General features: G+C 40.7%; 14 protein-coding genes. All 14 read right to left on the bottom strand.

Features of this window, described 5'->3' with window-relative positions; genetic code table 11:
• Positions 1-323: NAD(P)-dependent oxidoreductase (locus VMW81_07560; GenBank protein HUU50800.1), on the bottom strand; the 323-nt coding region annotated here is incomplete at its 3' end.
• Positions 324-356: 33 nt separating this feature from the next.
• Positions 357-1,055 (bottom strand): FadR/GntR family transcriptional regulator, encoded by a 699-nt coding sequence (locus tag VMW81_07565; GenBank protein ID HUU50801.1) that lies wholly within the window; start codon positions 1,053-1,055, stop codon positions 357-359.
• A 69-nt stretch (positions 1,056-1,124) separates the two neighbouring features.
• On the bottom strand, positions 1,125-2,267 hold the full coding sequence (locus VMW81_07570; protein HUU50802.1) for a sodium:calcium antiporter: 1,143 nt from the start codon (positions 2,265-2,267) through the stop codon (positions 1,125-1,127).
• Positions 2,268-2,409: 142 nt separating this feature from the next.
• Positions 2,410-3,387, bottom strand: a complete 978-nt coding sequence (locus tag VMW81_07575; GenBank protein HUU50803.1) for a thiamine pyrophosphate-dependent enzyme — start codon at positions 3,385-3,387, stop codon at positions 2,410-2,412.
• A 46-nt stretch (positions 3,388-3,433) separates the two neighbouring features.
• On the bottom strand, positions 3,434-4,639 hold the full coding sequence (locus VMW81_07580; GenBank protein ID HUU50804.1) for a pyruvate ferredoxin oxidoreductase: 1,206 nt from the start codon (positions 4,637-4,639) through the stop codon (positions 3,434-3,436).
• Between the two features lie 28 nt (positions 4,640-4,667).
• Positions 4,668-5,018, bottom strand: a complete 351-nt coding sequence (locus VMW81_07585; GenBank protein ID HUU50805.1) for a 4Fe-4S binding protein — start codon at positions 5,016-5,018, stop codon at positions 4,668-4,670.
• A 31-nt stretch (positions 5,019-5,049) separates the two neighbouring features.
• On the bottom strand, positions 5,050-5,661 hold the full coding sequence (locus VMW81_07590; GenBank protein HUU50806.1) for a pyruvate ferredoxin oxidoreductase: 612 nt from the start codon (positions 5,659-5,661) through the stop codon (positions 5,050-5,052).
• A 174-nt stretch (positions 5,662-5,835) separates the two neighbouring features.
• Positions 5,836-6,540: an RraA family protein gene (locus VMW81_07595; protein ID HUU50807.1), complete on the bottom strand. Its 705-nt coding sequence runs from the start codon at positions 6,538-6,540 to the stop codon at positions 5,836-5,838.
• 16 nt (positions 6,541-6,556) lie between these two features.
• The gene (locus VMW81_07600) at positions 6,557-8,758 is read right to left on the bottom strand and encodes a CDC48 family AAA ATPase (GenBank protein ID HUU50808.1); all 2,202 of its coding nucleotides are present in this window, start codon (positions 8,756-8,758) and stop codon (positions 6,557-6,559) included.
• Between the two features lie 259 nt (positions 8,759-9,017).
• A complete protein-coding gene (locus tag VMW81_07605) occupies positions 9,018-10,325 on the bottom strand; it encodes a glycine--tRNA ligase (protein ID HUU50809.1) in 1,308 nt (435 codons plus the stop codon).
• A gap of 38 nt (positions 10,326-10,363) precedes the next feature.
• Positions 10,364-11,944 carry a citramalate synthase gene (gene cimA, locus VMW81_07610; GenBank protein HUU50810.1) on the bottom strand — a complete coding sequence of 527 codons (1,581 nt, stop codon included), beginning with the start codon at positions 11,942-11,944 and terminating at the stop codon, positions 10,364-10,366.
• 88 nt (positions 11,945-12,032) lie between these two features.
• Positions 12,033-13,253, bottom strand: coding sequence for an aspartate kinase (locus VMW81_07615; protein ID HUU50811.1), 1,221 nt, complete (start codon positions 13,251-13,253; stop codon positions 12,033-12,035).
• A gap of 25 nt (positions 13,254-13,278) precedes the next feature.
• Positions 13,279-14,478: a cofactor-independent phosphoglycerate mutase gene (locus VMW81_07620; GenBank protein ID HUU50812.1), complete on the bottom strand. Its 1,200-nt coding sequence runs from the start codon at positions 14,476-14,478 to the stop codon at positions 13,279-13,281.
• A 9-nt stretch (positions 14,479-14,487) separates the two neighbouring features.
• A partial coding sequence (gene thrC, locus VMW81_07625) for a threonine synthase (GenBank protein ID HUU50813.1) occupies positions 14,488-15,381 on the bottom strand: 894 nt, incomplete at its 5' end.

Raw genomic sequence — 15,381 nt, forward strand, 5'->3', positions numbered from 1 at the left:
ACAAATATAAATTGCTTTACCTTACTTTTAACCGATGCATCTAGTAAATTTAAAAGTCCCATCATATCGACTTCAAAGGTCTCAAAAGGATCCTCAGAAAATGACCAGGCAAGATGAACCACAACCTCTGTGTCTTTTACTGCCTCCCTTACCTTATCCCTCTCTTCTACTCCACCCTCTACCAGCTCTAGACCCTTCCCTTCCTTACCCTTAAGAAGATCAATGCTCTTATCTAATACCTTTATCTCATGCCCCTTTTTGATTAACCGTGGAACCGTATAACTCCCTACAGAACCCGAACCCCCAGTTATCAGTATCTTCATCTCTATTTCACATCCTTTTAACTTTCTAAAAATTTAGACTTTTTCCAGATTCTTTCTGATGAGCCTCTCAACAGTTAACAGATGGGTAAGCATTGCCCTTCTTGCCTTTTCTTGCTCTCTTGCTTTGAGATATTTTAAAATATTCATATGCGATTTCAGGGATTGACGGGGTCTTTCCTTGATTTCTATATTTGATTCATTGGTTTCCGTTTCAAGGCCTATAACTGTATTGATAATTCTCATTATCATTTTGTTCTTTGATGCCACGGCAATAGAACGATGGAATTCGTCATCAATGTCAGCGATACTTTTTCCCTGTTCCACAATGCTTTTCTGTTTATCGATGATACTCTCCATTCTCAAAATATCCTCGTCGGTTACTCTCTCAGCTGCAATACGAACAATCCCTGGCTCAATTATTTTTCTTAATTCAAACAGCTGTAATATTGTTCCCTTTTGAAGGGGTATTCTAAGCGCAATCGAATTTGCCAGAGAATCTACTGTTAAATCCTTTACAAAATTGCCATCTCCTGATCGACACTCAACAAGACCCATGTTTTCTAATGTTCTCAACGCCTCTCTTACAGAAGTGCGGCTTACCTTCAAACTCTCAGCAAGCTCTCTTTCAGAGGGGAGCCGATCCCCTATCTTCAAGCTCCCTTGTATAATCATCTTTTTTATCTGATCAACGATATTTTCATATATCTTCCTGCTTTTAACCGGCTCTAACATTATTCTCTCTACTCCTCTCTTCTATCTCTTTTTTGAGATATCAGTTCAAATAGATACGACCATATCTCTTCAGATGATAGAAAATATCCTAAAGATATAAATACTATACAGAATACCGCCTACGAGTAAAATCAAGGCAGGCAATGAATCTCTTCTTCTTATTGTTAAAAAGACCAAAATTGCTGAAACCAAAGCAAAAGAAATATTAATGATTTCTGTAGAACGGAGCTCCCAGCTTGTAAAGAGAAGACCGATGGATACAGGTATCATAGACTGGAAGGTCATGGCGCCTGTTATATTTGTAAATGCTAAGGTATCCTTGCCTCTTATGGTCCAGCTAATCGAATTATATTTCTCAGGCAATTCTGTAGCAACAGGGGCAATGATTAACGAAAGCACAAGGGCAGAAACCCCAATTGCCTCTGATAACAGAGCAATGTTATTTACAAAGACTGTTGCACCAAGAATGATACACCCCAAACCAAATAAGACCTGAAATATAATATTGGTCCAATTCTTCTTTAGTTTAAAAAATCGATTAAAATACAAAAGCTCTGAATACTCCTCTTGAACCTGGCTTTTATGTTTTAGTGTAATCTTAAAATATATGGCATAAAGGAGGACAAGAAGGACAGCGCCGATATAGTTTATCTTGTCATTTCTTAATAAGGAAATGCCAAGAATCAAAATCATAACAAAAATAAAGTACTTGAGCTCAAACCTAACCGCAGAAAGATCAGGTCTAAGATGGGCTCTTTCCCTCCTCCCTGAAAACCTTAAGATAAATACCGTAATTCCCAATAAGAAAAAGGCGAGGGTTGTCAACATAAAGGGAGCACCCAGAATAGCACCAATACCTATCTCTTCTCCGTGTCCCCCGGCGCCAAAAACTAAAGCTAATATGGGAATCATTGTCTCAGGCATGGCTGTTCCCACAGCTGCCAAGAGGCTTCCTGCAGCAGCATGAGATAAACCTGCCTTATTCCCTACATGCTCGACAGCATTGGCAAAGGTTTCACATCCCCCAAGGATAATTATTATAGATACGACGAGGAGAAAAATGATTTCTTTAAGGCCCCTATCCTTTGGTGGTAAGAGCTTATCAGACGCATGAGTTGGCGAAGAGGTTACAGGGTAAAGGACAAAAAAGAAAAGAGAGAAAACAATAAAAATAATAGAAAAAAATTTAAAAAGAAACCCATGGCTAAGCATATATTTAAAACCATATTAATATTAACAGAGAAAAAGTATTATAATGTCATTTAAATCAGATGAGGGTATGCAGAAGCATTTTTTTTATGCATACCCTCATCTTCTTTTACCTTCTCAAAACAACCAGATATGAATCAGAGACTTATGCTACAGGAGGTGTAGGAGCTTCAATCCCTAAACCAGCACACTTAGCATTGACGAAATTCTGCATTTTGACAATATGCTCGGGTTTCAGGTGAGCAAATCTCTCCTGCAGAGCCATGTACTCTTTCACAGGTTTCATCTTCTTCGGCATATAGGTTATCTTGTAAGGCGCAGTCATGCCTTCTTTTTCCCAGAGAGAGAACATACCGGTCTCAACAGCCAGCTTTGCTATCTCTATGGTCTTGTCAGCATCAAATCTCCATCCCTTTGGACAAGGAGCATGGACATGGAGAAAGGTTGCTCCCTCGGCATTCAGAGCCTTTCTGACCTTGTTGATATAGTCAACAGGGTATCCAATGGAAGCTGTAGCAACAAACCTAGCAGAAGGATGTCCTTCAGATACCAGCTTGGCGGCGTCTTTTGGAAACAGCTTTTTAGCCTCTGGGATAACGGGTCCAGGAGGCGTAAAGGATGTGTTTGCTCCGTAAGGGGTTGTAGGAGATGTCTGGATACCTGTGTTGGCATAGGCCTCGTTGTCATAGCAGATAAACAGAAAGTCATGGTCTCTGTACATCGCAGCTGACATGGCTTGGAGACCTATATCAATAGAACCACCATCACCAGCAAAAACAACGATACCTGGATAATCTCCTTTGTATTTCCCCTTTCGAATCATCGCCTCGTATGCAGCAGCGACTCCAGAAGCAACAGCGCCTGCGTCCGTAATCTGGGTATGTGTCCAAGGCACAGCCCATGGTACGCAGAGGTAACTGGTATTTGCAACGTACATACAACCTGTAGGCCCAAAGAATATCGAATTCTTACCAGCAGCCTTACAGGCCAATCGATAAGCTATTGCAGGCCCACATCCAGCGCATGTCCTGTGTCCTTTAACATAGTACTCTGACCTGGCAACATCTGGAACCTTTGCAATAGATTTAGCAAGTTCTAGTTTTGGTCTATTTACTTTAGCCAAAATTCACTCCTCCTTTCGTTCAATATTTATAATCCATAAAGGTTTTTTACATCTCAACTTCACACTCCAGGTCAACCCAGTAGGTTGGTTTATCAAACTGTCCTTTAGCTCCCTTAGCCAGAATCTCAGCCATAAATTTAAACTGTTCAATCTTAACAGGGTGTCCACCCAATCCAGCCATAAAGGAAGCAACCTGAGGCACCTTATCCACCTTCACAGCCCCTTTAACAAGAGCAGCACAAACCTCAGGGGTCAATTGGCCAGCATATCCAGATGCACCAAAGGAGTTGTTTGTCTCAACAACACCTACAGCCTTACACTTGCTGAGAGCCTCCGCTACTTCTGGGGATGGGAAAGGTCTAATCCATTTTGGTCTGACCATACCGATCTTAACCCCTTCTTTTCTTAGGTCGTCAATGGCATACTTGCAGGTATGAGCATGGCAACCCTGGATAAAAATGGCTATCTCAGCATCATCCATGTGATAGAGCTCAACAAATGGATCGACATCTCTCTTAAAGATCTCATTATATTCTTTGACAGCCTGCTGGATAACCTCTCTGGCACCCCATATAGCATTGAATCTTGTCGCCTCCAAGGCAGGGCCTTGGTTAGCATAAATCTGGGGACCGTGGCCAACAGGTCTTAGAGGGTCCAATGGCCTTTGTGCCTTATATGGAGGTAAGAACTCATCAACCTGAGACTGCTCACCAATATTAACCCAGTTTGCAATATGGGAAACAAAGTAGCCGTCGTGACAGTTCATCTGAGGAAGCAGAACCTTGGGATCCTCTCCAACCCTGTAGTAAATAAGAGTGTTGTCATAAACCTCCTGAGGAAGGGAAGCCCATCCGAGCAACCATCCCTGATCCTTTGTGCTCAGTGCATCTGTATGCTCCTGACCAAAGTCTCCAGGAGGGTCCAGTGTTCTGTCAGCAATAACCATCTGTACGGGACATCTGTCACCAGAGATAGGAGAATAGACCTCCATAGGATAGGTTACACCCACGCCAGAGCTTCCGGTCATTGTTCTTGCACCAGCAAGAGATGCTCCGTGGACAATAGCCAGCTGCCCGTGCTCTCCCTCTCCGTGGACAAACTCAGCATCCAAATCTCCATTAGCAACAGCCTGGGAAAGCTGAATCATTAAACCGGTATAGGGTCTAATGGGATAGGATGAAATAACATCAACATCGGCCTGTACAGCAGCATTAGCCGCTGCAGCAAGTCCAGGAATAAACTTTTTTGGCATTATACTTTCACCTCGCTTTCAGTTAGCATTAAAATGGTTCATCCATAAATTCGACATCGCCTTTAAAATCACTTTCAGGAACCCTAGAGATACACTGAACAGGGCAGACATTGGCACAGCAACCGCATCCCTTGCAGTACTTGAGGTCTATAGAAACACTACGATCCTCAGCAAGCTCTATACAGGGTTCAGGACAGGCCAGCCAGCAGGTGAGGCACTTTGTGCATCTCTCTTGGTCGATCACTGATCTCAATATTCTCCAGCCCCCTGATGGAAACTGATCCTGCTCTCCATCAGGCTTAGGTGATTCAACCACACCCCCTTCGGGAATCTCTAAGTGAGCAGGTATAGGAACTTGTAATTTTTTCGTATCAAACATTGATTCACCCCCTTTAGATACTTTATCTTTCTTATAACTCTTTTACTTTGACTGAATCAACGGCCTTTTTAGCCGCCTCTTTATTAGCAACAACAGCCATGACATTGTCTAATGAAACAACACCAGTAACCTTGGCAACAACTGCAGCCAGACAAGCACCGATTCCTTTTCCAATCTGAGAGCCACCCTCTGCACCCTCGATATCCATCAGGTCTCTGTCAACACCAGGAGCAATACTGCTTGCATCAACAACGGCCAACTTCTTTATCTTACCCTTGTCAGGGTTAGCAGCCATCATGTCGAGGACGAAGTCAAAGTCTTTGTTGGTGTTAACAACCAATGTAACGCCTTTTGGGGCGCCTTTTAAGATGTTATATGCCTTGGCATAGACGTCTTCCATCAGTACCACGATGTTTGGATGGTGATTCTCATACAGAAACTTCTCTTTAATCGGCTCATCGCTGATTTTACAATACTTTCTCACGGGAACATTCACTCTGTCAGGTAGGTCAGCATAGTTGTCGATAACCCAGATGTCTTTACCTTCTTTTCCGGCTGCAGCACCCAAAACTTTCGATACGTCTCTACCATTTGTATCCTGCAAAACACCGCATGCCCACGTAGTAATTTCATTTACCGCCATTCAATACACCTCCTTAAGTTTCGATTTTTTTACTTCGGTATTAACTGACGTTTAACAGGAGCATGTTCTCCTCCTGTTTTTTCGGCTCACAAATAAACTTCTCTCCCCCCTTTCTTTTGTATCCAAACAAAACCAGGAGCCAATGGATCATCTGGAGTTATTTTGTTTTCATGTTTAGGAAATAGACGAAATGATTTTTTTCGTCATTTCCATAATCTCCTCTATATTCATTTTCCCCTTTATCTTTTTTGAAAGCTCTCCCTCTCTTTTTGCAATCTCTTTTGCCCTTTTTAATACTGACCTGGCTTTGTCATGGGGAATCACAGCCACACCCACATCATCCGCCACAATAATATCATTTGGGTGAACCAGAACCCCGCCACAATGAATAGGGACGTTTACCTCTATGGGGTGAGTTTCATCATCCTCTGAACAGGAATAGATTAAAGACTTAGGAACAACGGCTCTTGAAAAAAGGGGAAAACCCATATCTCTTACCTCATCAATATCTCTAACCGCTCCATCAACGATTGCACCAAGAGCGCCTTTTTGTTTTAAAACGCTGGATATGATCCCTCCAATGACAGATACTTCTGTTTCTCCTTTGGCATCGACAACTACTATTTGACCCGCTTTAATATGTTTGATGATTTCAATGCTCGAAAAGCAGTTATGGGGATCAATCTTTATCGTGAGGGCTGAACCTGAAATCTTTTTGCTGAAGATGGGTTTTATAGCACTTGCCATGACGCAATCATTATCTGATGCATCAGAAACGAGACAGGAGGGACTATAGTATTTGAGAAGCTCTCTAAATTCATCCAATAGACCTTCCAGATCACCTAAAATATCATCCTTTGGTAATCTGTCAGTTGTCACACCCTTATCCTTTCTCTTAGTGTTTTTTGGATTTTTTCTTCTTTTTTTTACCGTATTCTTCAGTAGAAGGAGGGATAATTTCTTTTAAGGCTCTTAAAAAGTACTCCCGTTTAACCTGAAATTCTTTTGCTTTTTCAGAAACCTTTGACCCTTGGCTATCAAAGAAATCCTGTACAGCTAAAAGTGTGGCTTTTTTGCAAAGGCTCTCTATATCAGCACCAACAAATCCCTCTGTTTTTTCAGCCAACTCTTTAAAATCAACATCTTTGCCCAAAATAGTATCTTTGGTATAAACCTTAAATATATCTATCCGCTCTTCTTTATCAGGTACAGGTAGCTCTATAATATAATCAAAACGGCCAGGCCTTAAAAGAGCATTATCAACAAGGTCTAATCTGTTCGTAGCAGCAACAGCGATAACTCCCTGTATGTTTTTTAATCCATCCAGTTCCCTTAAAAGCTGGCTTACCATTCTCTGAGCCCCTGCTCCATGATCAGTCGTTCCTGTTCCTCTCTTAGAGGCAATACCATCAATCTCATCAAAGAAAAGGATACAGGGAGCAGCAAAGTTCGCCATCTTAAATAATGCCCTCAGAGCCTTTTCTGATTCTCCCATCCATTTAGAAAAGAGAACAGACTGGTCAACCGAGATAAGGGCGAGATCATTCTCGCCTGCCAGGGCTCTTGCTAAAGCAGTTTTCCCTATTCCTGTGGGACCTGAAAAGAGTATGCCTTGGGGAGGTCTGAAATGGATATTGTCAAAGAATGTGGAATGCTTCAGGGGTAATTCAATGATAGATCTTAAGGTATTTTTTACCTTCTTCAATCCCCCTATGTCACTGAATTTGACCGTAGGCCTCTCTGCCAGAAATTCCCTTGTGGCTGTGGGCTCAATCTCTTTAAAGGCCTCTAGAAAATCATCCTGGCATACCTCTAGCTGAATATCAGTTTCAAAGGGTTTATAATCCCGAATCGCAACAACATCTGGCAAAATCCTTCTTAGTGCCCTCATTCCGGCCTCTTTTGCTAAAATCTCAATATCTGCACCTACAAAACCATGGGTAATATTTGCAATACTATCGATGTCAAAATCAGAGGTAAGGGGCATTGTTCTTGTATGGATCTGTAATATTTCTTTTCTTCCCAGCCGATTAGGAATACTAATGGCGATTTCACGGTCAAAACGCCCGGGTCTTCTGATAGCCGGGTCGACTAATTCTGGAACATTCGTTGCACCAATAACGATCACCTGACCCCTTGATACTAACCCATCCATTAATGCCAAAAGCTGTGCTACGACCCTCTTTTCGACATCACCGATAACCTGAACCCTCTTTGGAGCAACAGCATCTATCTCGTCCAAGAAGATGATACTGGGGGCATTTCGGGATCCCTCTTCAAAGACCTCCCTTAATTTCGCTTCACTCTCTCCATAGAACTTGTGGATAATCTCTGGTCCATTCACATGGATAAAGTGAGCCTTTACTTCATTGGATACTGCCCTTGCAATAAGGGTCTTTCCGGTTCCGGGAGGCCCATACATAAGGACGCCTTTTGGGGCTTCAATGCCCATTCGGGCGAAGAGGTCAGGAAATTTCAAGGGGAGCTCTACCATCTCCCTAATCCTGTAAACCTCCCTTGCAAGACCACCGATATCTTCGTAAGAAACCCGAGAGGTCTTCTCTATAATCCCCTCAGCTTCCCTAATCTTAACCTGCGTATTGATATTGACAATCACTGCACCAGCGGGACTGGTTCCCTCTACAAGAAAAAATTGACCTCTTGCACCAAAAAAGGTTACCTGGACCTTATCACCCTTCAAAATGGGCATACCATTTAAGAGTTGGACTAAGTGCCTGAGTTCTTCATCTTTAGGAGCAGGGCGGGATGTGTCAATGGAGGAGAGGAGTAAGATTTCGGCAGGTGTCCAGAGGACCTTTTCTATTGTAACCCATTCATCCTTAAGGGCACCGCAATTTTCCCTGGTTATACCATCGATCTGAATAACCTTTTTGCCTTTGTATTGATGAAAGATTTGAATGGCTCTGGCAACAGTTGATTTTTTACCTGTGATTTTTAAGAGGTCACCTGGAACAGCCTTAATGAGCTTTAAATCCTCTTCATCTACCCTCGCCAGCCCCTTTCCTACATCATCAAGGCCAGTATCCATTACACGCAAGACTTGCTTGATTCCTTCATCTTGTTCTGCTTTTGGCATAACTCACCCTTTTATAATGATTTACGGTTAGGTGAAATCCAAAATTTGAAGGCCTTTCTCACCAGACATTACAGAACGCACAATTTCTCTCATATAAAAGTTACTCTTTGGTTGGTCTAAGGTCTGGTGGTCTGCTGGCCCTTCCAGAGATTGAATTATATTCTAAATGAAAGTTTTGTCAAGAAAAAAATATAAAATTTCTCGTTTTTCTTAAACTTTCTATAAAACAAAGGGTTATATCAAGTTTTTATTCTCTATTCTAATGAAGAAGACTAAATTTATCTTTGAGGTATTGGGATATCTGGTCTATAGAAATCCGATCCTGCTGCATAGAATCCCTCTCTCTAATGGTAACAGCTCTATCCTCCAGAGACTGGACATCTACGGTTATACAATAAGGTGTCCCTATCTCATCCTGTCTTCTGTATAGTCTCCCTATGGAACCTGTGTCATCATATACAGTAACATATTGATTTAAAATATCTTTTTTTATCTTCTTTGATAGTTCAACAATGTCTCCTCTATTCCTTAAGAGAGGGAGAACAGCCACCTTAACTGGAGCGATATCAGGATGAAAGCTTAAAAAGACTCTCTTTCTCCCCCTAACCTCCTCTTCTTTATACGCATCTATTAAAAAAGCAAGACTTGATCTATCTACACCTGCAGAAGGCTCTATAACATATGGAAAATATTTCTCTTTTGTCTCCTCGTCAAAATAGATAAGGTTCCTATTTGAGTAATTTGTGTGTTGTTTGAGATCAAAATCTGTTCTGTTTGCAATCCCCTCAAGTTCTGACCAGCCCATGGGAAAAAGATATTCTATGTCAAAACAACTTTTAGCATAATGCGCCATTTCATCCTTTCCATGTTCCCTAAGACGTAGATTTTCTTGCTTTATTCCATATTTTTTATACCATTCAAGCCTCTCGTTGACCCAGTAATCATGCCATTCCTTATCTGTCCCTGGTTTTACAAAATACTCAATCTCCATCTGCTCAAACTCTCTTGTTCTGAAAACGAAATTTCCAGGTGTAATCTCGTTTCTAAAAGCCTTGCCAATCTGAGCAATCCCAAAGGGAATTTTTCTCCTCATAGAAGTTAAGATATTGAAAAAATTGATAAATATCCCCTGAGCAGTCTCAGGTCTTAGATATACTGTCGAAGCCTCATTTTCTACTGGACCAACAAATGTTTTAAACATAAGGTTAAACTGACGTGGATCTGTCAGTTCACCACCACATTCTGGACAGATATGTTTATCTAAGTCATCCTCTCTAAATCTCTTTTTACATTTCTTGCAGTCAACGAGAAGATCCGTAAAGCTTTCAACATGTCCAGAAGCCAACCAGGTATTCGGATGCATGAGTATGGCAGAATCTAGGCCTTCCATATCCTCTCTTTCATAGACAACATTCTTCCACCACGCCTCTTTTACATTTTTCTTGAGCCCAACGCCTAAGGGCCCATAATCCCATGTATTACCTAATCCTCCATAGATTTCGCTATTTTGAAATATAAATCCTCTCCTTTTACACAAGGAGACTATTTTTTCCATTTCAATCTTCATATTTTTTCGCTCAGAATAATTCTCTAAAGATTAAACAATTACTTCTTTTTTTTATCTTTTTCTTTATGCAATTTATACTCTATACTATCAACGAGGGCCTGCCAGCTTGCCTCAATAATATTTGCGGAAACACCAACAGTGCCCCACCTTGAATCGCGGTCTCTTGATTCAATTAAAACCCTTGTTATTGCTTCTGTTCCGCTCCACTCATCCAGAATCCTAACCTTATAATCGTTGAGCACCATATCTTTTAATTCAGGGTAAAATTTCTCCAGGGCCTTTCTCAAGGCATTATCCAGTGCATTAACAGGCCCATTCCCCTCTGCAGCTGTATGCTCTACTTCCCCATCTACTATAAGCATAATCGTTGCCTCAGAGATAGGCTCTGTTCCCTCCTTTCGTTTTTCTATAATTACTCTAAAACCTTTTAAATCAAAAAATTTCTCCCTCTTACCTAAAGCCTTTTTCATTAATAATTCAAAGGAGGCCTCAGCTCCTTCAAACTGAAAACCTTGATTTTCTAATTCCTTTAATGAATCTAAAATATTTTGAACCGTTGGGTCCTTACTCTCTATATCTATATTAAACTCTTGTGCCTTATAGAGAATATTGCTTCTTCCTGATAGATCTGAAACCAATACCCTCTGTCTGTTTCCAACCAGCTCGGGCTTTATATGCTCATAAGTCTCTGGGTTTCTTTGAACGGCGCTAACATGAACACCTCCTTTATGGGCAAAGGCGCTCTTCCCTACATATGGTCGATGCGTCCAAGATCTTAAATTGGCCATTTCATCAATAAATCTCGATACTTCTACCAATCTCTTCATCTGCTCGTCTGAGATGCAATCTACCTTAAGCTTTAATTTAAGATTTGGAATAATTGAGCAGAGATTGGCGTTTCCACATCTCTCTCCATATCCATTTATTGTCCCTTGGATATGTTGGACCCCTGAATTTACTCCCATAATTGAATTGGCCACTGCTGTCTCTGAATCGTTATGGCAGTGAATCCCTAAGGGGGTTTCCATCTTGTCTCTAATCTTATTAATAATGTCCTGAACCTCATGGGTCATTGTTCCACCATTCGTATCACAAAGGACAATACAGTCTACCTTTGCCTCTTGAGCAGTCAGCAATGTCTTCAATGCATATTCAGGATTACTCTTATAACCATCAAAAAAGTGTTCTGCATCATAAATGACCTCATCTACCTTAGATTTCAGATAGTTAAGAGAATCATATATCAATTCCAGGTTCTCATCTGTGGAAATCCTCAAGGCATCTTTAACATGAAGGTCCCATGTCTTTCCAAAGATGGTAACAACAGGGGTTTCCGATTCCAAAAGGGCCTTGATATTAGCGTCATCTTCTGCTTTGAGTTTTGCTCTTCTTGTACTTCCAAAAGAGGCAATCTTAGAATGGGAAAGGGATATCTTTTTTATCTCCTTGAAAAAACCGATATCTTTTGGATTAGACCCTGGCCATCCCCCTTCAATATAATGTATTCCAAGTTCATCCAGTTTTTGAGCAATTCTAAGCTTATCCTCAAGCGTAAAAGATATCTCTTCAGCCTGAGTACCATCCCTCAAAGTTGTATCGTATAACTTTACCAATCTCATTTTTACATTCCTCTTTATTATTTTAATAAACCTTTCTTGAAAAAACTCATCTCAATCTCTCAAAACCATTTTCAGTACTCCAAATCAATCAGCCTTTTGGTTTTTCTAGACCAAAGGCATCATGCAAGACCCTAACAGCCAGTTCAGTATACTTTGTATCAATAACACATGATATCTTAATCTCTGAAGTACTGATCATCATAATGTTTATATTCTCTTTTGCTAGGGACGAAAACATAGTTGTTGCTATGCCGGACTGTCCCTGCATGCCTGCTCCAATAATGGATATCTTGGTTATGTTCTCATCAATTTTAACATCTTCTGCCCCGATCTCTGGAACAAGCTCTTTCATCAGAAGAAAGGTCTTTTTTGCATCACTCTTTTGGACTGTAAAAGAAACGTCAGTCAACCCGCCCTCACTGACATTCTGAATAATCATATCGACAACAATATCAGCCTGTGAAACCTTACCAAAAATTTGAGCAGCTATCCCAGGTCTATCAGGCACCCCTGCAATGGTTATCTTTGCCTGATTCTTATTATATGCAATACCTATAACCACACTCTCTTCCATATTAACCTCATCTGTTACCAATGTACCTTCACCTCCTCCAAAGGTAGATTTGACTAAAATGGGAATCTTATATTTTTTACCAAATTCTAAACATCTTGAATGCAATACCTTCGCTCCTAAACTTGCCATTTCTAACATCTCTTCGTACGATATTTTATCTAACTTCCTGGCATGAGGAACGATATTTGGATCTGTTGTGAACACACCCTCTACATCAGTATAAATTTCACAAACTTCAGCCTTAAGGGTCGCTGCTATAGCCACGGCAGTGGTATCAGAACCACCTCTCCCTAAAGTTGTAACATTTTCATGTTCATCAATACCTTGAAATCCTGCAACCACAACTACCTTGCCTTGATTCAGAGCATCCCTTATCCTTTTTCCTGTAATATATTTTATCTTGGCTCTTGTATAGGAACTATTGGTAATAATACCGCTCTGTCGTCCTGTTAGGGATATAGCATCGCAACCCAAAGATTGAAGAGCCATTGTAAGAAGCGCAATGGTTACTCTCTCTCCTGTGGAGAGGAGCATATCAAACTCTCTTCTCTCAGGAATTTCAGAAATCTGATGAGCCATGTTGACCAATTTATCGGTCTCTCCTGCCATTGCTGAAACAACAACTATAATATCAGCACCTTCTTTTTTTCTATCAGCAACTTTCTTTGCAATCGCCTTAATCTTTTCAATGCTTCCTACTGAAGTCCCTCCATATTTTTGAATAACTAACCTCATTTTACTCCCCCAGAAAATATTTTTTTTAATCTCCCTGTATAAAATAATCCATTAATTCATAACCTCTATCAAACCTCAAAGAACCCTTTTCTATGAGGAGCTCATCATATTTTTCTCCCTTATCTGAAACCAAACTGTTTGATAGAATGGCAAATGGAACATGCCCATCAGTATGGGTTCTCAAACTTATTGGTGTTGCATGGTCTGGAACGAGGAGAATTTTGTATTCCTTAAACTGTTCTATCTCTTTTAAAATATTAGCCACGACCCTTGAATCAAAATCTTCAATAGCCCTTATCTTTAACTCTACATCACCAGCATGTCCTCCCTCATCAGGAGCTTCCACGTGAAGATAGACAAAGTCTCTTTCTTTTAACTCAGCTATTGCATACTCTGCCTTTCCCTCATAATTGGTATCTAGATAACCCGTTGCTCCAGGAACATCTACAACCTTTAATCCAGCATATATCCCTAATCCTTTAATTAAGTCTACTGCAGAGATAATTGCCCCTGTCAGATTGTATTTCTCTTTAAAACTTATCAAATGAGGAGCCTTTCCCTGCCCCCAAAACCAGAGACTATTTGCAGGATTTAACCCTTTTTTTTCCCGCTCTTTATTTTTCTGATGACTGCTCAAGATTATCTGAGAATCACTCATAAGTTTAATTAATAACTTTGCATCCTCTCCTTTAGGGAGAAAATCGATTATCTTTTTATTAAGAATATCATGTGGGGGGGTTAAATCTAAATCGGTATTTCCATTCTTCCATACCATAAGATGCCGATAACTTACGCCGCTGTAAAAAGAAATACTCTCTGTATTTAACTCCCTTACTATATCAGATATCAAAAACCTAGCATCCTCAGTACTGATATGACCTGCACTATAATCTTCCATAACAAATTCAGTACCTACAAGCCTTAAGGTCACGAGATTGCAACGAAAAGCAACATCTGCAGGTGAAAGGTCTATTCCTATACTGGCTGCCTCAAGAGGCGCTCTTCCTGAATAATATTTTTTAGGATCATATCCAAGTATCGAAAGATTTGCCACATCACTCCCTAGAGGCAAACCCTTAGGGATTGGGCATACAGAACCTGTTAAACCATTCTTTGCTATAAAGTCCATATTCGGTGTCTTTGCTACCTGCAGGGGTGTCCTCTTCCCTAATTCTGGAATAGGAAAATCTGCCATTCCATCCCCTAAAAGAACAATAAATTTCAAATCGCTCTCCTATAATCCTAATTTCTCAACAATAACATCTATCTCAGCAGGGCTTACCTCTGGTTTCTGACACACTTTGATAGCTACATCAGGGTCTTTAAGACCATGACCTGTCAGGGTACAAACTATTGTATCCCCCTTTTTGAAAAAATTCTTCTCATTATAATTGATGACCCCTGCTATGGTTGCAGCTGAAGCAGGTTCACAAAATACCCCCTCCATAGAAGAAAGCAGGTAATAGGCTTTTAAAATTTCATCATCTGAAACCATATCAATCAATCCCTTTGATTCTTGAGCTGCAGCTTCTGCCGTTTTCCAGCTCGCTGGATTACCTATTCGAATGGCAGTAGCAATCGTCTCAGGATTTTCAATAATCCTTCCTCGAACTATAGGAGCAGAACCTTCTGCCTGAAACCCTAACATCCTTGGCAAAGAATTGATAAGCCCTTTTTGGTTATATTCTTTATACCCCTTCCAGTAGGCAGTGATATTGCCTGCATTCCCTACAGGAAGAACATGATATGTAGGGGGGTTTCGGTCGAGCTGGTCGCATACCTCGAAGGCAGCTGTCTTTTGTCCTTCAATTCTATAAGGATTAATAGAGTTAACGAGGGTTACAGGGTACTGATTAGATATCTGCTTTACAATCTTTAAGGCATCATCAAAGTTACCTTCTATCTGGATTACCTTTGCTCCATGTATGATTGCTTGAGACAATTTTCCAAGAGCTATCTTTCCATGAGGAATGATAATAATGGCCTCAATACCAGCCCTTGCTGCATAGGACGCAGCAGATGCAGAGGTGTTTCCTGTAGAAGCACAAATTACAGCCTTCGAGCCCTCCTCCAAGGCTTTGGAAACTGCCATGGTCATTCCCCTATCTTTGAAAGAGGCAGTTGGATT

This window comes from Nitrospinota bacterium, from assembly GCA_035528715.1.
GTDB lineage: Bacteria > JADFOP01 > JADFOP01 > DATKYB01 > DATKYB01 > DATKYB01.